The organism is Microvirga sp. 2MCAF38, from assembly GCF_052115485.1.
Lineage (GTDB): Bacteria > Pseudomonadota > Alphaproteobacteria > Rhizobiales > Beijerinckiaceae > Microvirga.
The window spans coordinates 152,172-176,025 of record NZ_JBFRGU010000005.1 but is presented as its reverse complement, the minus strand read 5'-3'; the positions used below and the strand labels follow the sequence as shown (position 1 = coordinate 176,025).

Below are 23,854 nucleotides of genomic sequence, written 5' to 3'. Positions count from 1 at the left end.
TGTCAGGCCGAAATCGCACCGGCGTTGTTGCTGAGAGTTCCATAGAGAGCGTCATTGCCATCGGCTAATCTCGATCTGACCGGACTTGCGCGGATTCGCCGAGAGGCCGATTTCAATTTGGTCAGGTCGAACCTCTAGGAGGAGCTGCATGATGAACCGATTGGGTGCCGCCAGCTCCCCTTATCTCCTCCAGCACCGGGACAACCCGGTCGCGTGGTGGGAATGGGGGCCCGACGCCTTCGCCGAGGCGAAGCGGCTGAACCGTCCCGTCCTGCTCTCTATCGGCTATGCGGCCTGTCACTGGTGCCATGTGATGGCTCATGAGAGCTTCGAGGATGCGGGCGTCGCCGCCGTCATGAACACGCATTTCATCAGCATCAAGGTCGACCGGGAGGAGCGGCCGGACGTTGATCAGATCTACATGACCGCCCTCCAGGTTCTCGGCGAGCAGGGCGGCTGGCCGCTCACCATGTTCCTGACGCCGCAGGGCGAGCCCTTCTGGGGCGGCACGTATTTTCCGAAGGAGCCCCGCTTCGGCCGACCGGGCTTTGTGCAGGTGCTCGAGGAGATCGCCCGGCTCTATCACGCAGAGCCCGGCCGGATTGACCAGAACCGGATCGCCATTACGAACGCTCTCGGGAAGAGCCTGACACCGGAGGCCGGGGCGACGCTCTCGCTCGCCGAACTCGACCGGATCGGAGACAGCGTCACCGGGATCATGGATCCGGTCCATGGCGGGTTGAAGGGTGCGCCGAAATTTCCCAACCCGCCGATCCTCGAATTCCTGCTCCGCTATGCGCGGCGGCATGGCGACGCCACGGCCCGCGAGCGCTTTCTCCTGAGCCTCGAACAGATGGCGCTCGGGGGCATTCACGATCATCTCGGCGGAGGCTTTGCCCGCTACGCGGTCGATGAAAGATGGCTCGTGCCGCATTTCGAAAAGATGCTCTACGACAATGCGCAGCTCCTCGAACTCTATGCGCTCGCCGCCGCAGAGACCGGACGCCCTCTCTTCCACAAAGCCGCCGAAGGCATCGTCTCCTGGCTCGAACGGGAGATGGTGACGGCGGACGGTGCGTTCGCCGCGAGCCTCGATGCGGATTCGGAAGGCGAGGAAGGCCGGTTCTATGTCTGGTCGCTGGACGAGATCCGCGACGTGCTCGGACCCGACGCGGACATCTTCGCGAAGGCCTACGACATCAGAGCGGACGGGAATTGGGAGGGCTCCAATATTCCAAACCTTCTCCTGTCCGGCGAGGTCTCACCGGAGGACGAGGTGCGTCTGGCGGACATGCGCGCCCGCCTTCTCGCCCGTCGCGACGAACGCCCGCGCCCCGGCGTCGACGACAAGATCTTGGCAGACTGGAACGGACTGATGATCGCCGCTCTGGTGCGCGCCTCCCTCCTCCTGGCGAAACCCGAATGGCTCGACCTCGCTCGTCGAGCGTACCGTTTCATTTGCGAATCGATGACCCGGGATGATGGGCGTCTCGGTCATTCCTGGCGCGGCGGATCGCTCATCTTCCCCGGCTTTGCTCTCGATCACGCCGCGATGATGCGGGCAGCACTCACCCTGTTCGAAGCGACCGGAGATCAGATCTATCTCGCCGACGCGCGCCGGTGGGGGGACATACTGGTGAGCCGATATCGGGAACCGTCCGGCCTTCTCGCGATGACGGCAAAGGACGCCGACCCGCTCGTGGTACGCCCTCAGCCGACCCATGATGACGCCATACCGAACGCCAACGGAGTCTTCGCGGAAGCGCTGGTGCGGCTCGCCCAAATCACCGGAGCGGAGGAGGACGAGCGTCTGGCCATCGAGGCACTGACCCGCCTCACCGGCTTTGCCCGCTCCGCGCCGCTTGCCCACACCTCCATCCTCAATGCGCTCGATCTGCATTTGCGCGGGTTGATCGTGGTCGTGACCGGGCCTTCATCGGAAGCCTTGCAGGAGGCTGCACTCGCCCTGCCCTATCTCGATCGTAGCGTCTGCGTCTCACGTGACGAGGATACCCTCGCCGCGAGCCACCCGGCGAAAGGACAGATCGCGGATGGCGAACCCCAGGCGCTGATCTGCGCCGGAATGCGCTGCTCGTTGCCGGTGCGGACAGCGGAAGAACTTCGGGCGCAAGCGGTCCAGATGCTGACGACGCGGTAATATGAAGTTTCGCCACGCGACCTTATCCTGAGGAGGCCGTAGGCCATCTCGAAGGAAGGTCCAGAGAACACTGGAGACGCCGCCCTTCGAGACGATGCTTCGCATCCCTCAGGGTGAGGCTGCGTCGTAATGGCCGGACAAACGTGCGCTTCGCTTACCCTGCGGTCCCGAATCGCCTACGGCGACTGGGTTGACGGTCAAGCCCCAACAAAAACCCCACCCTCGATGCCGAGGATGGGGTGATATCGAAACCCGATATTGGGATCGTCAGGTGTTCATCGAATCGAAGAACTCGCCGTTCGACTTCGTCTGACGCAGCTTGTCGAGCAGGAACTCGATGGCATCGACCGTGCCCATCGGGTTGAGGATACGGCGCAGCACGTACATCTTCTTGAGCGTGTCCGACGCAACCAGCAGCTCCTCCTTGCGGGTGCCGGAGCGAGTGATGTCGATGGCTGGGAAGGTGCGCTTGTCCGCGACCTTACGGTCAAGGATGATTTCCGAGTTACCGGTGCCCTTGAACTCTTCGAAGATCACCTCGTCCATACGCGAGCCGGTATCGATGAGCGCGGTCGCGATGATGGTGAGCGAGCCACCCTCTTCGATATTACGCGCCGCACCGAAGAAGCGCTTCGGGCGCTGGAGCGCGTTGGCGTCCACACCACCTGTGAGCACTTTGCCGGATGACGGCACCACCGTGTTGTAGGCGCGGCCGAGACGGGTGATCGAATCGAGCAGGATGACCACGTCACGGCCATGCTCCACGAGACGCTTGGCCTTCTCGATCACCATCTCGGCGACCTGCACGTGGCGCGAGGCCGGCTCGTCGAAGGTGGAAGCCACGACCTCGCCCTTCACGGAGCGCTGCATGTCGGTCACTTCTTCCGGGCGCTCATCGATGAGTAGCACGATGAGGTAGCATTCCGGGTGATTGGTGGTGATCGACTGGGCGACGTTCTGCATGAGAACGGTCTTACCCGTGCGCGGCGGCGCGACGATCAGCGCACGCTGGCCCTTGCCGATGGGCGACACGATGTCGATGACGCGAGCCGAAAAGTCCTTGCGGGTCGGGTCGTCGATTTCGAGCTTGAAGCGCTCGGCCGGGAACAGCGGCGTCAGGTTGTCGAAATGGACCTTGTGCCGGATCTTCTCGGGATCCTCGAAATTGATCGTGTTGACCTTGAGCAGGGCGAAATAGCGCTCGCCTTCCTTGGGGCCACGGATCGGGCCGTCCACCGTGTCGCCGGTGCGCAGACCGAATTTCCGGATCTGCGAGGGCGAGACGTAGATGTCGTCCGGACCCGGCAGATAGTTGGAATCGGCCGAACGCAGGAAGCCGAACCCGTCCTGCAGCACTTCGACTACACCCGCGCCGATGATCTCGACCTCCCGGGCGGCAAGCTGCTTGAGGATGGCGAACATGAGCTCCTGCTTGCGCATCGTGCTCGCGTTCTCGACTTCGAGCTCCTCCGCGAAAGTGATGAGCTCGGTCGGGGTCTTGGATTTCAGGTCTTGAAGTTTGATTTCCCTCATCGGGGAACACTCTCGGGGTAGGAATTGCGGGGTAGGAATTGATCGCGGCAGAAGGTCTGGACGCGAGAGGAAAGAAAAGGAGATTCGACAGGGCCGCCCGGTCACAGAGTGTGATTTGGGAGGGCCTTTAAGCCCGCTGCAGCGCAACCTGTCTTTTTGGAAGAGGTCTTTTATGTACTCTTCTTCGGCGCCGATCTCAAGAGGCCTTCAGCGAAAGATGGTGGTGACTCAGTTTGATCCGCGCTCTTCCCTCCCCCTTGTGGGTAGGGGTGGGGGTTGAAAAGTCAGAGTGTTGCCTGATCCGATGAGCAAGAAGGCTGCTACAGCGCCAGACGTATGAAAGTTTCACCCGGTCAAACGACCCTTCGTTCCTCCCCGCAAGGGGGAGGGAAAGCCTGTGCCCTATCCTCATCAAACTGGGTCACGACCCGAAAAATCGTCTCGCTCGGGCAGGGAGACAGAGGAAAGAATCGGGCAAAAGCGCGAGCGGCCCCATCCTCCTCGCCGGAGGATTTTTGATCACCCCGGCCGGAGCACTGCCCCGCTGATTCGCGACGATCAGAACGGCTTGACGATCACGAAGATCACGATGCCGATCATCAGCACCGTCGGGATCTCGTTCAGCATGCGGTAAAACTTCGCCGGACGCACATTCCGGTCGGCGGCGAAATCCTTCACGCAGCGGGCGAGAAAACCGTGAACGCCGGAGAGCGCCAGCACGAAGGCAAGCTTGGCATGCAGCCAGCCGGATGAGATCCAGCCGCCCTGCCAGATCAGGATGATGCCGAGCACCCAGGACAGAATCATGGCCGGATTCATGATCGCCTTGAGAAGACGACGTTCCATGATTTTGAAGGTTTCCGACTGGATCGAGCCGGTTTGCGATTCACAGTGATAGACGAAGAGGCGCGGCAGATAGAGCATTCCGGCCATCCAGCTGATGACCGCAATGACGTGAAACGCCTTGATCCAGAGATAACCCATTTTAAGCTCCCGCTCCGCGAACCCGGTCGATCATGTCCTGCACGTGTTCCACCGGGGTCTCGGGTACGATGCCGTGGCCGAGATTGAAAATATGCGGACGCCCGCGCACCGCGCTGAGGATCCGGTCGATGCCCGCGCTCAAGGGCTTGCCTCCGGCGACCAGCGCCAGCGGATCGAGATTGCCCTGAGTTGCCACATGGGCCGGGAGATCGGCGAGAACCGTCTTGGGATCGAGGGTCCAGTCGAGGGCCAGCGCATCGCCGATTCCCTCTTCCGCTAAACGATGAAGATGAACGCCGCCACCGCGCACGAAAACGATGGTGCGGGCCTGAGGACGCGCTTCCTTCAGTCCGGCGACGATCTGGCGGATCGGATCGAGGGACAGACGTTCGAACAGAGCCGGCGGCAGGGCCGAGCCGAAGCTTTCGAAAATCTGCACGGCCTCCGCTCCGGCATCGATCTGTCGGATGAGATAGGCGGTCGAAGCGCGCACGAGCTTATCGATGAGCACTTCCATGAAAGCCGGATCGCGATAGGCCTTGAGACGGGCCGGCGCCTGATCCGGCGTCCCCTTCCCCGCGATCATATAGCTCGCCACCGTCCAGGGCGCTCCGCAAAAGCCGAGAAGCGTCGTCTCACCCGGAAGCGCTGTCTTCAGGCGATCGAGGGTTTCGAAAACCGATTCGAGCCTTTCAAGCGGCAATTCGTTGGCGAGGCGGCTCAGATCCGCCTCTGATGAGATCGGTTCGAGCTTCGGGCCTTCGTTCTCGACGAAACGGACATCCTGACCGAGCGCATGGGGAATGACCAGAATATCGGAAAAGAGGATCGAGGCGTCGAAGCCAAAGCGCCGGATCGGTTGAAGGGTAACCTCGGTCGCCAGACGCGGATTGTAGCAAAGATCGAGGAACGATCCGGCTTGAGCGCGCGTTTCCTTGTACTCCGGCAGGTAACGGCCCGCTTGCCGCATGACCCAGATGGGAAGAGGCCACACGGGTTCGCCGTTGAGAACTCGGAGGATTTTCTTGGTCGGGTGATTGCCCACAGCCTCTCCCATCAATCTATAAATCTTAGAATCGAGAATCTGTTGTTTCTCTTGGGCCGTGAATCACAAAGCCGCAAGCCCATCCACAGCAGCTCCACATGGAGCTGGGAAATTAACCTTTCGTTAAGAGGTGTGGCGCGCTGCCCGAATGGTTTCCGAATTCTTAAAGCTTAACAAATCATTAACGACGATTCGGATGACACCGCTGATTTCCGTTTTTCGATTTGTGCCTAATTTTCCCAAGACGCTCGATTTGGATTCGCACATCGGTCAGTGCTGTTGATGGATCGGCCGACAGTTCACAGGCCTCCGTGCTGGACCGGATCGCGGAAGCGAACTATCCACATTTATCGACTCCTTTCCCCGGAGGCCCCGCGTGGGACGAAGTTACTTTCACCTCCATCTCGTTTCCGACTCGACGGGTGAAACGCTGATCACCGTGGCCCGCGCCGCGGTTGCGCAATATGAGGGGATCGCGGCCATCGAGCATGTCTATCCCCTCGTGCGCTCGCAGACGCAGCTCGAACGTGTCGTTTCCGAAATCGAAGCCGCGCCGGGGATCGTGCTCTACACTCTCGTGGAGAAGGATCTGTCGGAGCGGCTGGAAGGCGTGTGCCGCGATACCGGATCTCCGTCGCTCTCCGTCCTGGAACCGGTTCACGGCCTGCTGCAATCCTATCTCGGCACGGCCTCGACCGCGCGGCCGGGCGCGCAGCACATGCTGAACGCGGAATATTTCAAGCGCATCGACGCGATGAATTTCACCCTCCTTCATGACGACGGCCACCTGCCGCACGATCTGGAGGATGCCGATGTGGTGCTTGTGGGCGTCAGCCGCACATCGAAAACGCCGACGGCGATCTATCTCGCCAATCGCGGCGTGAAGACCGCCAATATTCCGCTCGTTCCCGGCGTTCCGCCGCCAACCGTTTTGCAGACGGCGCGAAAGGCCTTGATCGTCGGGCTTGTGGCGACGCCGGACCGCATCGTGCAGATCCGGCAAAACCGATTGCTCAGCCTGAACGCCGATGACGACACGGCCTATGTGGATCGTGACGCGGTGGCGGAAGAAATCGCGGCGTCCCGCCGTCTTTTCGCGCGCAACAATTGGCCGGTGATCGACGTGACTCGCCGCTCCATCGAAGAGACCGCTGCCGCGATCCTCGATTATTACCGCGACCATCGTCTCAGGTTCATCGCGGAATGAGCACGGCCAATCTCTGGATCGAACGACAGCCGCTGCTTCTCGCCTCGAACAGCGTGACGAGACGCATGCTTCTCGAAAGCGCGGCAATTCCTTTCGAGACGCAAGGGTCGGGGGTCCATGAACGGGCCGTTGAAGAAAAGGCCTGCGCGGATGAAATTTCCCCCCTCGCCCTGGCTCATCGGCTGGCGGAAGAAAAGGCGCTGGCCGTCAGCCGTCGCGAGCCGGCCAGGCTCATCCTCGGCGGCGATCAGATTCTGGCCTGCGAGGGCGAGGTTTTTCACAAGGCTCAGAATCGGGCAGACGCTCGCCGCCAACTCGAACGTTTGAGCGGACGGGTTCATTTCCTCCATTCCGCCGGCGTCCTGGCGCGCGGTGGCGAAATCGTCGACCGGTTCGATGCGACCGCTTACATGACCATGCGCGTCCTGAACGAACACGCCATCGAAACGTATCTCGATTGCATTTCTCCCGATGTGCTGCAAAGCGTCGGGATCTATCAGGTCGAGAACATCGGCATTCATCTCTTCGAAGCTGTTGAGGGCGATCACTCGACCATTCTCGGCTTGCCGCTTCTACCTCTGCTTGCTGCACTGCGACGGCTCGGCTGTCTTTCTTTCTGAGGATTCTCGATGCCCAAAGCCTTCGTCGTCGGTCACCCGATCAAGCATTCCCGCTCGCCGTTGATTCACGGTTACTGGCTCAAGCAGCACGGGCTAGACGGATCCTATGAGCGCATCGATGTCGCGCCCACCGATTTTGCCGCGTTCCTGAAATCCTTCGCAGGCCAAGGCTTTGCCGGTGGAAATGTCACGATCCCGCACAAGGAAGCAGCCTTTGCCGGGGTCGAGAGACGCACCGCGAACGCCGAGCGTTCCAAAGCGGTGAACACGCTCTGGGTCGAAGACGGTGTTCTGTGGGGCGACAACACCGACATCCTCGGCTTCATGGCGCATCTCGACCAAAGCCTGGGACAAGGCTGGGAACAAGATGTGGAAACAGTGTTGATCATCGGTGCAGGAGGTGCGGCTCGCGCCATCGTCGCCGGGCTTCAGGATCGGGCGTTTGCGCGCATCCTCATCGCTAATCGCACTTTCGAAAAAGCCGAGGAGCTGGTTCACGATCTTCAAACCGGAACTGGCCCGGTTCTTCAGGCCCTGCCTTGGGGAGAACTTGAAACAGCGCTCCCCAAAGCCGGACTGATCGTCAACACCACGTCGCTGGGCATGATCGGGCAACCGCCGTTGACCCTTGATCTCTCCCTTGCTCCGAAAAACGCGGCGGTGGCCGATATCGTCTATGTTCCGCTGAAAACGCCGCTGCTCGCACAAGCCGAAAAACGTGGTTTGCGAACTGTCGACGGACTTGGCATGCTGCTGCATCAGGCTGTGCCGGGTTTTGCCCATTGGTTCGGGGTGACGCCGCAGGTGACGGCCGAATTGCGGGATCTCATCGTGGCGGATATCGAGGGGACATAATGACCTTCGTTCTCGGGCTGACGGGCTCGGTCGGCATGGGAAAATCGGCAACCGCGTCGATCTTCCGCAAATGTGGAGTGCCCATCCACGATGCCGACGCCACGGTGCATGAGCTCTATCGCGGCGAAGCGGCGCCCTTGATTGCGCAAGCCTTCCCCTCAGTTGTCAAGGATGGCGTCGTCGACCGGGCGGCTCTCGGTCAATTGGTTCTCGAGGATCCCGACAAGCTTCGCGCGTTGGAAGCCATCGTGCATCCTCTGGTGCGCGCCGCGGAAAAAAAATTTCTCGCCGACCTTTATTCCGACCGTGAACCGCTTGCGGTACTCGACATTCCGCTCCTGTTCGAAACCGGCGGCGAAGAGCGTTGCGATGCGGTGCTGGTCGTCACCACATCCCCGGAAATTCAGCGCGAGCGCGTTCTCTTGCGTCCCGGGATGACGGAAAAAAAGTTTCAATCCCTCCTTGCGAAGCAGATGCCGGATGCGGAAAAGAGAAGGCGCGCTCATTTCCGAGTCGATACCGGAAACGGTTTCGCTTCCGCCGAAGCCCAGGTGCGCTCCATCCTCACTTGTCTCGCCGCGAGGCCGGGGCGGGTGCTACAACGCATGATCAGGCGAGACGGCCATCGGTTCTCCGAAAGATCAAGCGATATAACAAGGACTTAGAGGACGATAGCGCCTTGGCGTGATTGTGCTCGCAAGGGGAAGATCCACGGGCCGATGCGCGAAATCGTTCTCGACACCGAAACCACCGGCACCGAGCATCTCAAGGGCGACCGGATCATCGAAATCGGCTGCGTGGAATTGCTGAATCATATTCCGACCGGCAAAACTTATCACGCTTATGTCAATCCGGAATATCCGGTGCATCCGGGTGCTTTCGCCGTCCACGGCCTGAGCAACGAATTTCTGGCCGACAAGCCGGTCTTCGCCGATGTCGCGGCGAGGTTTCTCGAATTCATCGCGGATGCGCGGCTTGTCATTCACAATGCAGCCTTCGACGTGAATTTTCTCAATGCCGAATTCGCACGCACCGGGCATCAGCCGATTGTCCTGAACGATGTGGTCGATACGCTCGCGCTCGCGAGGCGAAAGCATCCCGGCGCGTCGAACAGCCTCGATGCGTTGTGCACGCGTTATGGGATCGACAATTCGCGGCGCACCAAGCACGGGGCGCTACTCGATTCGGAAATTCTGGCTGAAGTTTATATCGAGCTGATCGGCGGCAAGCAGACGGGCCTCGATCTGTCCGTCCAAAGCTTCGCGAAAAGCTCCATTACCGTCAAAACGGGAGCGTCCGCACCTCGGGAGGTGCGGACGCGTCCGATGTTGTCGCGTCTCACGGATGCCGAGCGGGAGGCCCATCAGGCGTTCGTCCAAGGCCTCGGCCCGAACGCCTTGTGGCTCACCTATCTCGGCGAGGAAAAGACGCCTTCTTAGCATGATCAGAACAAGTGGAAACCGGTTGTTCGCCCGGATCATGCGGCATCAAAAGGATCTGGAGTTTGATTCTGTTTCAATCTGAAACAGGATCAAACTCTAGGAAAGCGTCTGACCGGCGGCTTGCTGCTGAGCCATCTCGGTGGCGCGCTGGCGATAGAGCGCCACGAAATCGATGGGATCGATATAGAGAGGCGGGAAGCCGCCGTTGCGAACCGCATCGGCCACGATCTGACGGGCGAACGGGAAGAGCAGGCGCGGGCACTCGATCATGACGATCGGGTGCAGTTGCTCCTGCGGCACGTTCTGAACGCGGAAAACGCCGGAATAGGTGAGTTCGAAAGCGAAGAGCACTTCCTTTTCGCCGATCGTGGCGTTGCCTTCGAGGGTCAGGTCGACCTCGAAATCGGCTTCGTCGAGCTGCTTGGCGTTCACGTTGACCTGCAGGCTGATCTGCGGGCCTGCGTTCTGCGGCTGCAAGGAGCGCGGTGCATTCGGGTTTTCGAACGAGAAATCCTTGCAGTACTGAGCAAGTGCGTTCAGCGCGGGAACGGCGTTCTCCTGCGCTCCACCATTGTTTGCCGTCGTATCGGCCATGATTGTTTCTCCGAGGAGGGTGATCGGTCGAGCCCGAATGAAACGCCATATCGGCAACGGACTATGGTTCCGCGCCTACCACGCTTCCTTTCAACGAACAAGTTTCGGCCTATTCTTAGACTTAACGCGCCCGTCCTTCGCTTGTCGCAGTGAAAGGTGGATGTTACGAGCCAAAGGCCCCATATGCGAAGGATCAATCTTCGCCTTGATCGTCGCCGATCGAGGGATTTGGGCGGATAGGCTAGACCGGATCGACGATGCAAGACTCCTTCGACATCACGACCCTCATATTCATCGTTCTCGCGATTTTCGTGGCTTGGCGCCTGAGATCGGTGCTCGGGCAGAAAACCGGCAGCGAGACACCCCCTTTCGATCCGCTGGCGCGGCGCGGGCAGCCCGAGACCGCGGCGGCCGACCGCGACAACGTGGTGCGCTTACCCAACACGGCCGACGAGAAGACCGCCGCCGCCGTGGTGCCGCCCACCGAGCGCTGGAAGGGCATCGCCGAGCCCGGAACGCCCATCGCGCTCGGGTTGGACCAGATCGCGCGGAGCGAGCCCTCCTTCGACGCCAGGGTCTTTCTTGAGGGCGCCAGCGCCGCTTATGAGATGATCGTGTTGTCCTTTGCCCGAGGCGATCGCAAATCCCTGACGGATTTGCTCTCGAAGGACGTCTATGAGGGCTTCGACAAGGCCATCACTGAACGCGATCGCAAGGGTGAGAAGGTCGAAACCACCTTCGTTTCCATCGACAAGGCCGAGATCAAAAACGTCGAGGTCCAGGGAAACAATGCCCAGATTGTGGTGCATTTCCTCTCCAAGCTGATTACCGCGACCCGCGACGCCAGCGGCGCCGTCATCGATGGCAGCCCTGACACGGTGGTCGATGTGACCGATGCCTGGACCTTTGCGCGGACGTTAGGCAGCCGCGACCCCAACTGGCAGCTCGTTGCGACCGAAGCGGGGCAATGATCCATGGCGGGCGGGCTGTTCGACGCTCTCTTGCGGGAGCGTTCGCGATGACGATCGCCGTGAGTACGGCCGGTCTGTCGCCTGCGCTCGCCGAGAAGGCTCACCTCAAGCCCCTCGCCTTCCACGATCTCGCCGACTGGGCCGCGGACGATCACGGCGCCGCGTTCCAAGCTTTTCGCCGCTCATGCGAGGCGCTTCTCGCCAAACAGCCGGAATTGCGGCCCGCGCAATCGCTGTCGGGCAATCTCATCGCTATCTGCCGCAAAGCTTTGGCGGAGTCCGCCTTGTCAGGGGCAAAGGCGCGGCGTTTTTTCGAGACGCATTTCCGGCCCTTTGAAATCATCCCCAAAACCGGCGAGGGTTTTCTGACCGGCTACTACGAGCCGGAATTCAAGGGTTCCCGCGAGCCGAGCGCGCAATACAAGATTCCCCTCCTCGACCGGCCTGACGATCTCGTCACGCTGGCCAAGGGCGAAACCCTGCCCGGTCTCGATCCCGAGCTGCAGGCCGCCCGCAAAACCGCGAAGGGTTATGAACCCTATCCCGACCGGGCCGCCATCGAGGAAGGCGCACTGGGCAAAAAAGCGAAGCCCGTCGTCTATGTGCGCGAGCCGGGTGAGGCTTTTATCATCCATGTCCAGGGCTCGGCCCGTATCCGCCTTGAGGATGGTACCATAATCCGCGTCGCCTATGCGGGGCGCAATGGCAGGCCCTATACATCCATCGGCAAGCTTCTCGTCCGGCGCGGCGAGATGACGCTTGAGGAAATGACGCTGGAAAAGCTCATGGGGTGGCTGCGCGATCATCCGACCGAGGCGCGTGCTCTCATGCGCCGGAACCAATCCTATATTTTCTTCAGAGAAGCGGCCGAGCTTGCGCCGGAACAGGGTCCCATCGGTGGAGCGGGCATTCCGCTCACGCCGGGGCGAAGCCTGGCGGTGGACCGCAATCTCTGGAGCTATGGCCTGCCCTTCTGGCTCGAGGGCCAATTGCCGTTCTCGCTCGACCAGGCCGAGCCGCTGGCACGGCTGATGATCGCGCAGGATACGGGCTCTGCCATCCTTGGCCCGGCGCGGGGCGATTTCTTTTTCGGCAGCGGTCATGAGGCAGGCACGCGGGCCGGGCTCCTGCGCCACACGACACGATTCGTCGTCCTGCGGCCCCATCCGGTGCCATGACCCGCCGTCGCCGACCCCTCAATCCTGACGAACGACGCCTCTGGGTCCATGTCACGCGTGGCGTGAAGCCCATGGCGGGCAAGGAATTGTCGGTGGAACCGGAGCCGTCTGAGGAGGCAAAGCCACTTCCGGCCCCGCTCGCCCCCAAGCCCTTGCCCCTCGCCTCACGGCCGCCTTCGCCGAAGCCCGCACCGCCTCCGCTTGCTCCGGTGGAACGCAAGACCTTGCAGGCTCTGCGCCGAGGAACCCGCTCGGTGGACGCGACCATCGATCTGCATGGCATGCGCCAGGCCGAGGCGCATATGGCGCTGATGGGGTTTCTGAGACGCGCGCAGGATCGCGACCACGGTCTCGTTCTGGTCATCACCGGCAAGGGTGGCCCCTCCGCCGCTCTGTTCGAGGAGCGCGGCATCTTGAGGCGCATGGTGCCGCACTGGCTGGGCCTGCCGGAATTGCGCTCGCTCGTGATCGGCTTCGATGAGGCCACTCCCCATCACGGCGGGTCCGGGGCACTCTATGTCCGGCTTCGTCGCAGACGCGGAGTAGGATGAGCGCATGACTCCCTTTGGCGAAAAAGTACGGCGGCTTCGCCGCGAACGGGGTCTGCTCCTGAAGGACATGGCTGCCCATCTGGGCGTCTCCAGCGCGTATCTCTCGGCATTGGAGCGCGGAGAGCGCGGCAAGCCGACCTGGGCGCTGGTTCAGGGCACGCTGCAATATTTCAATATCATCTGGGACGAGGCCGATGAACTGGCGCGCCTCGCCGACCTGTCCGATCCCAAGATCAAGATCGACACCGCCGCCACGCTGCCTGAGGCGACGCTGCTCGCCAATCGCCTTGCCCGCGAAATCGGCACCCTGTCGCCTGAAGAGATCCGGCGGATTCTGACGATCCTCGATGCGGCTGGAAAACGAAAAGCGAAAGCGGCCGGCACGAGCAAGGGCCGCGCGATTTCTTCGGGACCCGACCGGGAGCTGGCTTAAGAAACTTGACCGCTTCGCCCTTGAATGCGAAAGCGCGCCGACATTTCATTTTCATTCCGGTTATCCATGTCTTCCCATCGCATCGACGTTCTCACCCTCGGCAATGCCATCGTTGACGTGCTCGCCCATACGGACGAAGCCTTTCTCGTGGCCCAGAACGTCCACAAGGGCGCCATGCAGCTCATCGACGAGGCGCGTGCCGAGCACCTCTATTCGGTGATGGGACCGGCGACGATCATTTCTGGCGGCTCGGGCGCGAACACGGCGGTGGGTGCAGCCTCGCTCGGCGTCAAGGCGGGCTTCATCGGCAAGGTGAAGAACGACGAGACGGGCGCTCTCTTCGCGCACGATCTCAAGGCCAGCGACGTGCATTACGACGTGGCCTTCGCGAAGGACGGCCCGGCGACCGCGCGCAGCTTCATTCTGGTGACGCCCGACGGCGAGCGCACCATGAACACCTATCTCGGCGCATGCCAGAACCTCACGCCGGACGACGTCAAGGAAGAGACCGTCCGCTCCGCCGCCATCGTTTACCTGGAAGGCTATCTCTGGGACCCGCCGGCGGCGAAGGAAGCGTTCCGCAAGGCGGTGAAGATCGCGCACGCGGCCGGCAACCAGGTGGCGCTCACCTTGTCCGACGCTTTCTGCGTCGATCGTTACCGCGAAGAGTTCTTCGGCCTCATGCGCGACGGTAGCCTCGACATCCTTTTCGCCAATATTCACGAATTGCAGAGCCTCTACGGCACCTCCGACCCCGAGAGCGCGCTTGCCGCCTTGCGCGAAGAAAACCTGCTCGGCGTCGTCACACGCTCCGCGGATGGCGCGCTCGTGGTGAGCCGTGGGGAGACCCGCGCTGTCAAGGCGTTCCCGGTGGAGCAGGTGGTCGACACGACCGGCGCGGGTGATCTCTTCGCTTCCGGCTTCCTCGCGGGCCTGACGCAGAATCTCGATCTCGTGGATTGTGCCCGCCTCGGCGGTCTCGCCGCCGCCGAAGTCATCAGCCACCTCGGCGCGCGCCCGCAGACGAGCCTGCGCGATCTGGCGCGTCAGGAAGGGCTGCTGACATAATCGCCTCGACACAGCCTCACCCTGAGGAGGGCCGTAAGGCCCGTCTCGAAGGGCGAGGCGTCTCCAGCATGCACTGGACTCTCCTTCGAGACGCGGCTTCGCCGCTCCTCAGGATGAGGTGGCGGTATTCGCCCTGGAAGAGGTGAGCGTCGCGTGCTTCAAAGCCGTCGCAACGCCACAGTCTCGATTCGGTGGCTCGCGCCCTTCTTCAAAATCAGGCTGGCGCGCTGGCGTGTGGGAATAATGTTTTCGCGCAGGTTCAACAGGTTGATCCGGTTCCACAGGCCCTCGGCGATGGTGATCGCCTCATCCTCAGAGATTTCCGCATAGCGACGGAAATAGGAGAGTGGGTTGCGGAAGGCCGTGTGGCGCAGGCGCAGGAAGCGGTTCACATACCAGCGGTGAAGATCGGCTTCCTCCGCGTCGATATAGACCGAAAAATCGAAGAAATCGGATACGAACGGGATCGCAGTTCCGTCGCGCGGCATGCGCGCGGGCTGGAGCACGTTGAGGCCTTCGACGATGAGAATGTCGGGACGGTCGACGACGACTTCCTCGCCCGGCACCACGTCGTAGACGAGATGCGAGTAGAGTGGCGCGCGCACGTTGCGCTTGCCCGCCTTGATGTCCGCCAGAAACCGCAGCAGCGCGCCGGTATCGTAGCTCTCGGGGAAGCCCTTGCGCTCCATCAAACCGAGGCGGGACAATTCCGCGTTCGGCAGGAGAAAGCCGTCGGTGGTGACGAGATCGACCTTCGGCGTGTTGGGCCAGCGGGTGAGAAGCGCCTGCAGGACGCGCGCGGTGGTGGATTTTCCGACAGCCACCGAACCCGCGACGCCGATGATGTAGGGCACTTTCACGTCGTTCTCGGCCATGAGGAAGCGCTGCGTTGCCTTGAACAGCCCCTGCGTTGCCGCGACATAAAGCGACAGGAGGCGCGAGAGCGGCAGGTAGATCGCGGCGACCTCGTCGAGCGAGATCGGATCGTTGAGGGATTGCAGGCGCAACACCTCTTCCGCAGTGAGGGTCAGCGGTGCATCGGCGCGCAATTGCGCCCATTCGTCTCGCGAGAAGATGCGATAGGGCGAGAGGTTATCCTCATCGGACGACGATAGCGGCATGACGCGCTGATCCATCGAAGACGCCTTTCTTGTTCTGGTTCGAACGAGGACTTCCCGAAGGGTGGGACGCTGTCTCGCTCTGGCGTTTCCTCTTTTGCGTCGTCTCTTGGCGACGCTCGTCGTTCAATGACCGCGAGCGGCCTTTTCGGCCAATCCGGATTGCGCTGTGCGGCGCTCCAGTTCGGCCATCACATCACTTAAGGGAATTTTTGCGCCCTGCAACACGACCAAGAGATGATAGAGCACGTCCGCCGCCTCGGCGGTGAGATTGGCGCGATCCTGCGCCACCGCCGCAATGACGGCCTCCACCGCCTCCTCGCCAAGCTTTTTCGCGGCCTTGGCAGGCCCATCCGCGAGAAGTTTCGCCGTGTAGGATTCCGTCACGGGCGCTTTCGCGCGCTCGGCGACGATGGCAGCGAGGTCGGCAAGGGTGAAAGAGGTCATGGCTCTGTCTTTGTTTGGGGGCTCAATAGCGCAATTTAGCTTTGAAAAGCCAGCTTTTCCGAAAGAGGGCCATTCACTCACCCTCATCCTGAGGAGCGGCGAAGCCGCGTCTCGAAGGAGGCTCCAGTGCGCACTGGAAACGCCTCGCCCTTCGAGACGGCCTACGGCCTCCTCAGGGTGAGGCTCTGTCTCTCGGTTTCGCCCGGAACGACACCGTGGCTTAAGGTTGCGGGCTATCCAACCGCATCTTCAAGCCCGCCTTCGCCATGTAATCCTTCGCCTCGGCAATCGTGTACGTGCCGAAGTGGAAGATCGAGGCGGCAAGCACGGCGCTGGCGTGGCCGTCGCGGATGCCTTCGACCAGATGGTCGAGATTGCCGACGCCGCCGGAAGCGATGACGGGGACTGAAACCGCGTCCGCGATGGCGCGCACGAGCGCGAGATCATAGCCGCCCTTGGTGCCGTCGCGATCCATGGACGTGACCAACAATTCGCCCGCGCCGAGATCCGCCACCTTCTTTGCAAATTCAATGGCATCGATGCCGGTGGATGTGCGTCCGCCATGGATAAAAATTTCCCAGCGCGGTTGTTCACCCTCGCTGGACACCTTCTTCGCGTCGATGGCGACGACGATGCATTGCGCGCCGAACTTTTCGGAGGCTTCGCGTACGAAATCGGGGTTGTTCACGGCGGCGGTATTGATCGACACTTTGTCCGCGCCTGCGAGCAGAAGCTTGCGGATGTCCTCGACCGTGCGCACGCCTCCGCCGACGGTGAGCGGCATGAAGCAGGCTTCCGCCGTGCGACGCACCGCATCGAGCAGGATGCCGCGCGCTTCATGGCTTGCGGTGATGTCGAGGAAGCAGAGTTCGTCCGCGCCTGCGGCATCATAGGCTTTCGCGGCTTCGACCGGATCGCCCGCATCGACGAGATCGACGAATTGCACGCCTTTGACGACGCGCCCGTCCTTCACGTCGAGGCAGGGGATGAGACGGACTTTCAGCATCAGACCGCCTCCCGCCGCACGGTTTTCAGCAGCGCCAACGCCTGATCGGGATCGATGCGGCCGTCATAGAGCGCGCGCCCCGAGATCGCGCCGCCGAGAATGGCGCAATCGGGTTGCGTGAGACGTTCGATGTCGGCCATGGAGCCCAAGCCGCCCGAGGCGATCACGGGAATCGAGACCGAATTCGCCAGCGCCAGAGTCATTGGGATGTTGAGGCCCTTGAGAATGCCGTCGCGGGCGATGTCGGTGTAGATGATCGCGGCAACGCCCGCATCCTCGAAACGGCGGCCGAGTTCTTCCGCCGTCAGGGTCGAGGTCTGCGCCCAGCCTTCGACGGCGACAAGCCCGTCCTTGGCGTCGATGCCCACCGCAATCTTGCCGGGATGGAGCCGCGCAGCCTCCCGCACGAAGGCGGGATCGCGCACGGCGGCCGTGCCGATGATGACGCGCGCGACACCCTTGGCGAGCCATCCTTCCACGGTCTTCATGTCGCGGATGCCGCCCCCGAGCTGCACCGGGATCTTGATGCGTTTCAAAATGCCTTCGACGGCGGCGGCGTTCATGGGCTTGCCCGCGAAAGCGCCGTCGAGATCGACCACATGCAGCCATTCGAAGCCTTGTGCCTCGAACGCGGCGGCTTGCGCCGACGGATCGTCGTTGAAGATCGTGGCCTGATCCATGTCGCCCTGAATCAGGCGGACGCAACGGCCCTCTTTGAGATCGATGGCGGGAAAGAGAATCACGGACGCCACCTCAGGAAATTGGCAATGAGCTTGAGACCGAGGGTCTGGCTTTTTTCGGGGTGAAATTGCGTGCCGACGATGTTGTCGCGCCCGACCATCGCCGTCACCGCTCCGCCATAGGACGTGGTGGCGACGATATCGCGCGAGTCGGTGGCCTGCAGGGCATAGGAATGCACGAAATAGGCATGCAGACCGGTAGGGCCGGTCTCGATACCGTCGAGCAGAGGATGCGCGTGGCGCACCTCGAGGGTGTTCCAGCCCATATGCGGAATCTTCAACGCGGAATCATCCGGCACGATGGCTTTGACGTCGCCCGGAATCCAGTCGAGACCTTGAGAAGTCACGTGCTCGAGGCCTCGCGTCGCCATGAGCTGCATGCCGACGCAGATGCCGAGGAACGGGTGACCCCGTTCGCGCACGGTGCGATTGAGCGCGTCGACCATGCCGGGAACCGCATGGAGGCCGCGACGGCAATCGGCGAACGCGCCGACGCCCGGCAGCACGATGCGGTCGGCCTTGGCGACCACGTCCGGGTCCGAGGTCACGGTGATGGTGTCGGAAAGTCCCGCCTCCCGCGCCGCGCGTTCAAAGGCTTTCGCGGCGGAGTGCAGATTTCCGGAACCGTAATCGACGATGGCGACGCTCACAGGGGACGCTCCGCATCAGGAAAAAGGCCGATCACAGGGTCGATCCTGCGGTTCGGCGTTGTCGTCGGGGGAACGGCAGGTGCTGGCCGCTGGTCCGTCGCCGTCCGTTGCAGCCAACGCACGAAAAACTTGGTCTCCGCCTCGTCCCGATTGCCGGCGCTCACGACGTCGACGACGGGCAGGCCGCGCCGCGCGAGCGTCCAGCGTCTCAGGCTGTTCGCCTCCAACCCGATCAGGGTGGCGACAAGAACGTGCGTGAGGGTCACGGAAACCGGATGGACGTTCAGCGCATTCATGGCGAGGTCGAGCGCGCCGACGGCGAGAAACACGCCGATGCCCGCGAGCCAGAGCCGATGATAGAAAAACCAGAGGAACATGAAGAAGAAGGCTGCCCAGGAGAAGCCGTCTTTCACGACCTGGGCTTTGTCCAAATCGGTTGCATCACCTGGCCGCGCATCGCGCGGCAGGTGCAAGGTGTAGGTTTTCATGGTCGTCCCGCTCCCAGAAGCATGATCCTGGCGATTACCGGTTCGCCGGAAGATCACGCACCATGACAAGAACTCAAGATCCTGGTCCGGCATTGAAAGAACCGGAATCGGGAATCTAGAGCGTGCCCTTCGTGGAGGGAACGCGTCCCCCCTCTCTTGGGTCCACCGACACGGCCTGACGCAAGGCCCGTGCCAGACCCTTGAAACAGCTCTCCGCGATATGATGGCTGTTGTCGCCGTAGAGGGTTTCCACATGGAGCGTGAGGCCGGAATTCATGGCGAAGGCCTGGAAGAACTCGCGCACCAGCTCCGTGTCGAACATGCCGATCTTCTCCGTCGGGAAGGTCGTACGGAACACGAGGAACGGGCGGCCCGAGATGTCGACGGCGATCCGGGTCAGGGTCTCGTCCATGGGCATGTGGATGTCGGCGTAGCGCAGAATGCCTTTTTTATCGCCAAGCGCCTTCAGGATCGCCTGTCCGAGCGCAATGCCGGCGTCTTCCGTCGTATGGTGCTGGTCCACGTGCAAATCGCCCGTCACCTTCACGGTCAGGTCGAACAGACCATGTCTCGCGAACAATTCGAGCATGTGGTCCAGGAAACCGACCCCGGTCGCGATCTCGGCCTTGCCGGTGCCATCAAGGGCAATCGACACGGCGACATCGGTCTCGGCGGTGCGACGGCTGACGCTCGCGGCGCGCATACTTTCATCCTTGCGTAGCGGGGTGAGACGAGGGCGTTCTATAACGGCGCGCGAAGAAACGCTACCCGCGTTGCTTTTGAGCGGCCGATGATTAAGTGACGGGGTTAAAGAGGCTCGAATCTCCCCGCCATCCCTTTCCCTTGCCCTCCCCCCTCCGCCGGAGCTCCCCCGTGTCAGACAATGCATCGCCCCTCATGCACGCGACGACGATCCTGATGGTGCGAAAAGGTGACCGGGTCGTCATCGGCGGCGACGGGCAGGTGAGCCTCGGCCAGACCATCGTGAAGGGCAATGCGCGCAAAGTGCGCCGCCTCGCCAAGGGCGGTGTGATCGGCGGCTTTGCCGGCGCGACGGCGGATGCGTTCACCTTGTTCGAACGGCTCGAGGCGAAGCTCGAACAATATCCCGGTCAGCTCACCCGCGCCTGCGTGGAGCTGACGAAGGATTGGCGCACGGATCGCTATTTACGCCGGCTCGAAGCGATGATGCTCGTCGCCGACAAGGAGGTCGGCCTGCTTCTCTCAGGTTCGGGCGACGTGCTTGAGCCCGAAGGTGGCATCATGGCCATCGGCTCGGGCGGCAACTACGCACTCGCCGCCGCCCGCGCTCTCGCCGACAGCGACAAGGATGCGGAAGCCATCGTGCGTCGCTCCCTTTCCATCGCGGCCGAGATCTGCGTCTATACCAATAGCAATATTGTTATAGAAAGCCTCGACACATGATTAGCGAAGACGTCCTGGAAGCAGGAATCTCCAGGGGAATCCTCTCAGACCAGCAGGCCGGAGATCTGCGGGCCCTGGCGCGGGAGATCGCCGCGACGGTCATTCCGGAATCGGAGGATGACGAAAAGCTGCGGTTCATCACCGGCTTCAGCGATATTTTCGTGACGCTCGGGCTCGGCCTTTTTCTGGGCGCGCTCAGCTATCTGGCGAGCCAAACAGCCGGTCCGGCGGGAATGTGGGCCGTGGTCGCGATTGCGGCGTGGCTGCTCGCTGAATTCTTCACGCGCCGCCGCCGCATGGCGCTCCCCAGCATCGTGCTCCTATGCACCTATGCTTTCGCGGTGTTCAGGACGGCGGATCGCCTTCTCGCTTTGACGGAGAGCGAGCCTCAGAGGGCGGGCTTCCTCGACCTTTTCGGTGTCGCCTCCCATTCATCGGGTCTTGTGACGCTCGCCTTCGCGATCACCGTGGCGATGGTCGGGCTTCACTATCTGCGATTCCGGGTCCCGATTACGATTGCCGCCGGTACGGCGGCGTTGGTGGCGGCCCTGGTCGGTCTTGTCTTCACGCTGTTTCCGGAAATTCCCGCGATCTATCTGAGGATCGTCATCGGCGGACTGGGACTCGTCACCTTCGCTCTGGCAATGCGGTTTGATCTTTCCGATCCGCAGCGGGAAACCCGACGCACGGACATCGCCTTCTGGCTTCATATGCTGGCGGCTCCGCTCATCGTTCACGCGCTGATCGGCGGCATCGCGGCAAGTGGTCATTCGTCGATCGTGAGCGCCGTTGCGATCCTCACGCTCTTCATTCTGATCGGCGTCGCCGCCGTTGTCATCGATCGCCGCGCGATTCTGGTGTCGGGACTTTTTTACGCTGGCTTCGCGTTCTCCACGCTCATCAGGAATGTCGGATCGGAGGGCTCGACGATACCGCTGACCCTTCTCGTCCTCGGCACCTTCGTACTCCTGCTCTCGGCCGGGTGGCGTCCTGTGCGCGCAGCGTTTCTCAAGCTCCTTCCGCCTCAAATCGCCCGCAATCTTCCTCATCCTCTGACGAGCTCATGACCACATTCTCCCCCCGCGAAATCGTCTCCGAACTCGACCGCTACATCGTCGGTCAGCACGATGCGAAGCGGGCCGTCGCGATTGCCTTGCGCAATCGCTGGCGGCGCCAGCAGCTCGATGGATCGTTGCGGGAGGAAGTGGCGCCGAAGAACATCCTGATGATCGGGCCGACGGGTTGCGGCAAGACGGAGATTTCGCGCCGTCTCGCGCGGCTCGCCAATGCGCCCTTCATCAAGATCGAAGCGACGAAGTTCACGGAAGTGGGTTACGTCGGCCGCGACGTGGAGCAGATCGTGCGCGATCTCGTGGAGATCGGCATCGGCCTCGTACGCGACGAGCGTCGTAAACAGGTGCAGGCGAAGGCGCATCTCGCGGCGGAAGAGCGCGTGCTCGATGCGCTGGTCGGCACCACCGCGAGTGCTCCGACGCGTGAAAGCTTCCGCCGCAAGCTGCGCGACAACGAACTCGACGACAAGGAAATCGAGATCGAGGTGCAGTCGAGCGGCCCGCAAGGGATGCCGATGTTCGAGATCCCCGGCATGCCGGGCGCATCCGTCGGTGCGATCAACCTGAACGACATGTTCGGCAAGGCCTTCGGCGGGCGCGCGAAGGCGCGGCGCACGACCGTGAAGGAAGCCTACGAGCCGCTCGTGACGGAGGAATCCGACAAGCTCCTGGATCAGGACGCCATCGTGCAGGAGGCGATCCGGCAGGTGGAGAACAACGGCATCGTTTTCCTCGACGAAATCGACAAGATTTGCGCCCGCGAGGGCCGTTCCGGTGCGGATGTCTCTCGCGAAGGCGTGCAGCGCGATCTTCTACCCCTCATCGAGGGCACGACCGTTTCCACCAAGCATGGTTCGGTGAAGACCGATCACATTCTGTTCATCGCCTCGGGCGCGTTTCACGTCTCGAAGCCGTCGGATCTCCTGCCCGAATTGCAGGGCCGGCTGCCGATCCGCGTGGAACTGTCGCCGCTCACGGTCGAGGACTTCAAACGCATCCTCACCGAGACCGAGGCGAGCCTCGTCAAGCAATCTGTCGCGCTCATGCGCACGGAAGGCGTCGAACTGGTTTTCACCGACGATTCCATCGACGCTTTGGCGAAGGTCGCCGTCGAGGTGAACGATTCCGTCGAGAATATCGGCGCGCGCCGCCTGCAGACGGTGCTCGAGCGCGTGCTCGACGATATCTCCTTCACCGCACCCGACCGCTCGGGCGACAGCGTGACGATCGATGCGGCTTATGTGCGCGACCAAGTGGAAAGCTTAGCTAAGAATACAGACCTTAGCCGATTTATTCTCTAAGCTAATCTTCAGGTCATAAGGACGCAGTGCGTTGTAAGAACTCAGTCTTCGTCTGAGAATAACAGCACAAAAATGAAAGCATTGAAGATTCTGGGACAGATATGACTTAATGCTACGGTTCTCGTCGGTCAAATTGCGCGCTCGATGACGAAGATATGATAATTGGCAAAGTCATTAAACGGAACTGCGCTCCCGTGGAGACATTACCTATCGAGTACAGCCTAGGAGAATTACCTCTCCCGTACAGTCTAGGAGAATTCTCATGCGCAAAGCCATCCTTACAACCTTGGCGGCAGCGGCGATCGGTAGCGTATCTTTACTAGCTGCATCTGCCTCACTTGAGGCGAAACCTTTGTCGTCGGATGATCTGACGGCGATCCTGCAAAACGCGAAAAACGCCACCTACACGCAATACACGGTTCGGCACGTACGCACCCATCGCACCGTGCATCGCGTCGCGATGCGTCCGACTCACGTGGTCACTCACAGGCGCGTGGCGATGCGCCACGGGCGAACCTACGTGGTGAGCACGCGGAGATATTACGCCGTAGCGCCCATCCGGCGGGTCGCCGGCGCGAGCTCCTGGCGCTACCGGTATCCAGCCTATTATGCGTCGCGGTATCGGTCCCCCGGGTATGACGTGACGTCGACGGGCAGCATCGTCCGCGGGCCAGCGCAGCAGAGCTGGAGGCAATACTACAGCCCGATGAACCAGGTCGGCTATGAATACGGATATCCTCGGGGTTTGGGCTATCTGAACACCGGGATCGAGCCCACGTCGACGGGCAGCATCGGGCTCTCGCCGGGCTTCTTTAGCGGCGGCGGTGGCGGCTTCCCGCAATGGTCGGGCCAGACCTGGATTTCCTATTGCTCGCGCAGGTTCCCCACCTACGATTCAACCTCGGACACCTTCTGGGGTCCGGACGGTCAGCAACATCTCTGCTTCTGACCAAGACCACATGAGCGA

The 23,854-nt window shown here is 61.8% G+C and carries 26 protein-coding genes; 15 read left to right on the top strand and 11 right to left on the bottom strand.

Annotated elements, in window-relative coordinates; translation table 11 throughout:
• Positions 1-148: 148 nt before the first annotated feature.
• Positions 149-2,158, top strand: coding sequence for a thioredoxin domain-containing protein (locus tag AB4072_RS12440; protein WP_441968250.1), 2,010 nt, complete (start codon positions 149-151; stop codon positions 2,156-2,158).
• Positions 2,159-2,425: 267 nt separating this feature from the next.
• Here AB4072_RS12440 and rho read toward each other — a convergent pair whose 3' ends face one another.
• The 3 genes from rho to hemE form a co-directional block, all read right to left on the bottom strand.
• On the bottom strand, positions 2,426-3,691 hold the full coding sequence (gene rho / locus AB4072_RS12435) for a transcription termination factor Rho (RefSeq protein ID WP_441968249.1): 1,266 nt from the start codon (positions 3,689-3,691) through the stop codon (positions 2,426-2,428).
• Between the two features lie 558 nt (positions 3,692-4,249).
• Positions 4,250-4,675 (bottom strand): protoporphyrinogen oxidase HemJ, encoded by a 426-nt coding sequence (gene hemJ, locus AB4072_RS12430; protein ID WP_441968248.1) that lies wholly within the window; start codon positions 4,673-4,675, stop codon positions 4,250-4,252.
• Position 4,676: 1 nt separating this feature from the next.
• A complete protein-coding gene (gene hemE / locus AB4072_RS12425) occupies positions 4,677-5,732 on the bottom strand; it encodes a uroporphyrinogen decarboxylase (protein ID WP_441968247.1) in 1,056 nt (351 codons plus the stop codon).
• Positions 5,733-6,096: 364 nt separating this feature from the next.
• Here hemE and AB4072_RS12420 point away from each other — a divergent pair, with 364 nt between their 5' ends.
• Genes AB4072_RS12420 through dnaQ form a run of 5 tightly spaced genes read left to right on the top strand, consistent with a single transcriptional unit; the run spans position 6,097 to position 9,841 of the window.
• A complete protein-coding gene (locus AB4072_RS12420; protein ID WP_441968246.1) occupies positions 6,097-6,927 on the top strand; it encodes a pyruvate, water dikinase regulatory protein in 831 nt (276 codons plus the stop codon).
• A complete protein-coding gene (locus tag AB4072_RS12415) occupies positions 6,924-7,547 on the top strand; it encodes a Maf family protein (protein ID WP_441968245.1) in 624 nt (207 codons plus the stop codon). The genes AB4072_RS12420 and AB4072_RS12415 overlap by 4 nt, the downstream gene beginning before the upstream one ends.
• A gap of 9 nt (positions 7,548-7,556) precedes the next feature.
• Positions 7,557-8,402, top strand: a complete 846-nt coding sequence (locus AB4072_RS12410; RefSeq protein WP_441968244.1) for a shikimate dehydrogenase — start codon at positions 7,557-7,559, stop codon at positions 8,400-8,402.
• Positions 8,402-9,067 (top strand): dephospho-CoA kinase, encoded by a 666-nt coding sequence (coaE, locus tag AB4072_RS12405; protein WP_441968243.1) that lies wholly within the window; start codon positions 8,402-8,404, stop codon positions 9,065-9,067. The genes AB4072_RS12410 and coaE overlap by 1 nt, the downstream gene beginning before the upstream one ends.
• 54 nt (positions 9,068-9,121) lie before the next feature.
• The gene (gene dnaQ, locus AB4072_RS12400; protein WP_441968242.1) at positions 9,122-9,841 is read left to right on the top strand and encodes a DNA polymerase III subunit epsilon; all 720 of its coding nucleotides are present in this window, start codon (positions 9,122-9,124) and stop codon (positions 9,839-9,841) included.
• A 99-nt stretch (positions 9,842-9,940) separates the two neighbouring features.
• Here dnaQ and secB read toward each other — a convergent pair whose 3' ends face one another.
• Entirely contained in the window at positions 9,941-10,438 is a 498-nt protein-coding gene (gene secB / locus AB4072_RS12395; protein ID WP_441968241.1) for a protein-export chaperone SecB, read from the bottom strand.
• A gap of 257 nt (positions 10,439-10,695) precedes the next feature.
• Here secB and AB4072_RS12390 point away from each other — a divergent pair, with 257 nt between their 5' ends.
• From AB4072_RS12390 to AB4072_RS12370, 5 genes are all read left to right on the top strand, one after another.
• On the top strand, positions 10,696-11,409 hold the full coding sequence (locus AB4072_RS12390) for a Tim44/TimA family putative adaptor protein (RefSeq protein WP_441968240.1): 714 nt from the start codon (positions 10,696-10,698) through the stop codon (positions 11,407-11,409).
• 47 nt (positions 11,410-11,456) lie between these two features.
• Positions 11,457-12,587, top strand: coding sequence for a murein transglycosylase A (gene mltA, locus AB4072_RS12385; RefSeq protein ID WP_441968239.1), 1,131 nt, complete (start codon positions 11,457-11,459; stop codon positions 12,585-12,587).
• The gene (locus AB4072_RS12380; protein WP_441968238.1) at positions 12,584-13,138 is read left to right on the top strand and encodes a Smr/MutS family protein; all 555 of its coding nucleotides are present in this window, start codon (positions 12,584-12,586) and stop codon (positions 13,136-13,138) included. Before mltA ends, AB4072_RS12380 begins: the two co-directional genes overlap by 4 nt.
• 4 nt (positions 13,139-13,142) lie before the next feature.
• Positions 13,143-13,571: a helix-turn-helix domain-containing protein gene (locus AB4072_RS12375; protein ID WP_441968237.1), complete on the top strand. Its 429-nt coding sequence runs from the start codon at positions 13,143-13,145 to the stop codon at positions 13,569-13,571.
• 66 nt (positions 13,572-13,637) lie between these two features.
• On the top strand, positions 13,638-14,639 hold the full coding sequence (locus tag AB4072_RS12370; RefSeq protein ID WP_441968236.1) for an adenosine kinase: 1,002 nt from the start codon (positions 13,638-13,640) through the stop codon (positions 14,637-14,639).
• A 158-nt stretch (positions 14,640-14,797) separates the two neighbouring features.
• On the opposite strand, the gene coaA is transcribed toward AB4072_RS12370, so the two are convergent.
• The 7 genes from coaA to hisB form a co-directional block, all read right to left on the bottom strand.
• Complete coding sequence (coaA, locus tag AB4072_RS12365; protein WP_441968235.1) at positions 14,798-15,775, bottom strand: type I pantothenate kinase; 978 nt, start codon at positions 15,773-15,775, stop codon at positions 14,798-14,800.
• Between the two features lie 108 nt (positions 15,776-15,883).
• Positions 15,884-16,204: a phosphoribosyl-ATP diphosphatase gene (locus tag AB4072_RS12360; protein WP_441968234.1), complete on the bottom strand. Its 321-nt coding sequence runs from the start codon at positions 16,202-16,204 to the stop codon at positions 15,884-15,886.
• A 220-nt stretch (positions 16,205-16,424) separates the two neighbouring features.
• Positions 16,425-17,210: an imidazole glycerol phosphate synthase subunit HisF gene (hisF, locus tag AB4072_RS12355; RefSeq protein ID WP_441968233.1), complete on the bottom strand. Its 786-nt coding sequence runs from the start codon at positions 17,208-17,210 to the stop codon at positions 16,425-16,427.
• Positions 17,210-17,962: a 1-(5-phosphoribosyl)-5-[(5-phosphoribosylamino)methylideneamino]imidazole-4-carboxamide isomerase gene (gene hisA, locus AB4072_RS12350; RefSeq protein WP_441968232.1), complete on the bottom strand. Its 753-nt coding sequence runs from the start codon at positions 17,960-17,962 to the stop codon at positions 17,210-17,212. Before hisA ends, hisF begins: the two co-directional genes overlap by 1 nt.
• Positions 17,950-18,600, bottom strand: coding sequence for an imidazole glycerol phosphate synthase subunit HisH (gene hisH / locus AB4072_RS12345; RefSeq protein WP_441968231.1), 651 nt, complete (start codon positions 18,598-18,600; stop codon positions 17,950-17,952). Before hisH ends, hisA begins: the two co-directional genes overlap by 13 nt.
• Positions 18,597-19,088 (bottom strand): DUF2628 domain-containing protein, encoded by a 492-nt coding sequence (locus tag AB4072_RS12340; protein ID WP_441968230.1) that lies wholly within the window; start codon positions 19,086-19,088, stop codon positions 18,597-18,599. Before AB4072_RS12340 ends, hisH begins: the two co-directional genes overlap by 4 nt.
• Before the next feature lie 115 nt (positions 19,089-19,203).
• Positions 19,204-19,791 carry an imidazoleglycerol-phosphate dehydratase HisB gene (gene hisB / locus AB4072_RS12335; RefSeq protein WP_441968229.1) on the bottom strand — a complete coding sequence of 196 codons (588 nt, stop codon included), beginning with the start codon at positions 19,789-19,791 and terminating at the stop codon, positions 19,204-19,206.
• A gap of 194 nt (positions 19,792-19,985) precedes the next feature.
• Between hisB and hslV the strand changes: the two genes are divergently transcribed.
• The 4 genes from hslV to AB4072_RS12315 all read left to right on the top strand — a co-directional run bounded on the left by hslV (position 19,986) and on the right by AB4072_RS12315 (position 23,836).
• Entirely contained in the window at positions 19,986-20,513 is a 528-nt protein-coding gene (hslV, locus tag AB4072_RS12330; protein ID WP_441968571.1) for an ATP-dependent protease subunit HslV, read from the top strand.
• Complete coding sequence (locus tag AB4072_RS12325) at positions 20,510-21,580, top strand: hypothetical protein (protein ID WP_441968228.1); 1,071 nt, start codon at positions 20,510-20,512, stop codon at positions 21,578-21,580. The genes hslV and AB4072_RS12325 overlap by 4 nt, the downstream gene beginning before the upstream one ends.
• On the top strand, positions 21,577-22,887 hold the full coding sequence (hslU, locus tag AB4072_RS12320; RefSeq protein ID WP_441968227.1) for an ATP-dependent protease ATPase subunit HslU: 1,311 nt from the start codon (positions 21,577-21,579) through the stop codon (positions 22,885-22,887). Before AB4072_RS12325 ends, hslU begins: the two co-directional genes overlap by 4 nt.
• Positions 22,888-23,239: 352 nt before the next feature.
• On the top strand, positions 23,240-23,836 hold the full coding sequence (locus AB4072_RS12315) for a BA14K family protein (RefSeq protein ID WP_441968226.1): 597 nt from the start codon (positions 23,240-23,242) through the stop codon (positions 23,834-23,836).
• Positions 23,837-23,854 lie beyond the last annotated feature (18 nt).

Bases quoted from the DNA above. Each gene is read 5' to 3' on its own strand.
- AB4072_RS12440 (WP_441968250.1), top strand. From the start codon at position 149: ATGATGAACCGATTGGGTGCCGCCAGCTCCCCTTATCTCCTCCAGCAC.
- rho (WP_441968249.1), bottom strand. From the start codon at position 3,691: ATGAGGGAAATCAAACTTCAAGACCTGAAATCCAAGACCCCGACCGAG.
- hemJ (WP_441968248.1), bottom strand. From the start codon at position 4,675: ATGGGTTATCTCTGGATCAAGGCGTTTCACGTCATTGCGGTCATCAGC.
- hemE (WP_441968247.1), bottom strand. From the start codon at position 5,732: ATGGGAGAGGCTGTGGGCAATCACCCGACCAAGAAAATCCTCCGAGTT.
- AB4072_RS12415 (WP_441968245.1), top strand. From the start codon at position 6,924: ATGAGCACGGCCAATCTCTGGATCGAACGACAGCCGCTGCTTCTCGCC.
- AB4072_RS12410 (WP_441968244.1), top strand. From the start codon at position 7,557: ATGCCCAAAGCCTTCGTCGTCGGTCACCCGATCAAGCATTCCCGCTCG.
- coaE (WP_441968243.1), top strand. From the start codon at position 8,402: ATGACCTTCGTTCTCGGGCTGACGGGCTCGGTCGGCATGGGAAAATCG.
- dnaQ (WP_441968242.1), top strand. From the start codon at position 9,122: ATGCGCGAAATCGTTCTCGACACCGAAACCACCGGCACCGAGCATCTC.
- secB (WP_441968241.1), bottom strand. From the start codon at position 10,438: ATGGCCGATACGACGGCAAACAATGGTGGAGCGCAGGAGAACGCCGTT.
- AB4072_RS12390 (WP_441968240.1), top strand. From the start codon at position 10,696: ATGCAAGACTCCTTCGACATCACGACCCTCATATTCATCGTTCTCGCG.
- mltA (WP_441968239.1), top strand. From the start codon at position 11,457: ATGACGATCGCCGTGAGTACGGCCGGTCTGTCGCCTGCGCTCGCCGAG.
- AB4072_RS12380 (WP_441968238.1), top strand. From the start codon at position 12,584: ATGACCCGCCGTCGCCGACCCCTCAATCCTGACGAACGACGCCTCTGG.
- AB4072_RS12375 (WP_441968237.1), top strand. From the start codon at position 13,143: ATGACTCCCTTTGGCGAAAAAGTACGGCGGCTTCGCCGCGAACGGGGT.
- AB4072_RS12370 (WP_441968236.1), top strand. From the start codon at position 13,638: ATGTCTTCCCATCGCATCGACGTTCTCACCCTCGGCAATGCCATCGTT.
- coaA (WP_441968235.1), bottom strand. From the start codon at position 15,775: ATGGATCAGCGCGTCATGCCGCTATCGTCGTCCGATGAGGATAACCTC.
- AB4072_RS12360 (WP_441968234.1), bottom strand. From the start codon at position 16,204: ATGACCTCTTTCACCCTTGCCGACCTCGCTGCCATCGTCGCCGAGCGC.
- hisF (WP_441968233.1), bottom strand. From the start codon at position 17,210: ATGCTGAAAGTCCGTCTCATCCCCTGCCTCGACGTGAAGGACGGGCGC.
- AB4072_RS12340 (WP_441968230.1), bottom strand. From the start codon at position 19,088: ATGAAAACCTACACCTTGCACCTGCCGCGCGATGCGCGGCCAGGTGAT.
- hisB (WP_441968229.1), bottom strand. From the start codon at position 19,791: ATGCGCGCCGCGAGCGTCAGCCGTCGCACCGCCGAGACCGATGTCGCC.
- hslV (WP_441968571.1), top strand. From the start codon at position 19,986: ATGCACGCGACGACGATCCTGATGGTGCGAAAAGGTGACCGGGTCGTC.
- AB4072_RS12325 (WP_441968228.1), top strand. From the start codon at position 20,510: ATGATTAGCGAAGACGTCCTGGAAGCAGGAATCTCCAGGGGAATCCTC.
- hslU (WP_441968227.1), top strand. From the start codon at position 21,577: ATGACCACATTCTCCCCCCGCGAAATCGTCTCCGAACTCGACCGCTAC.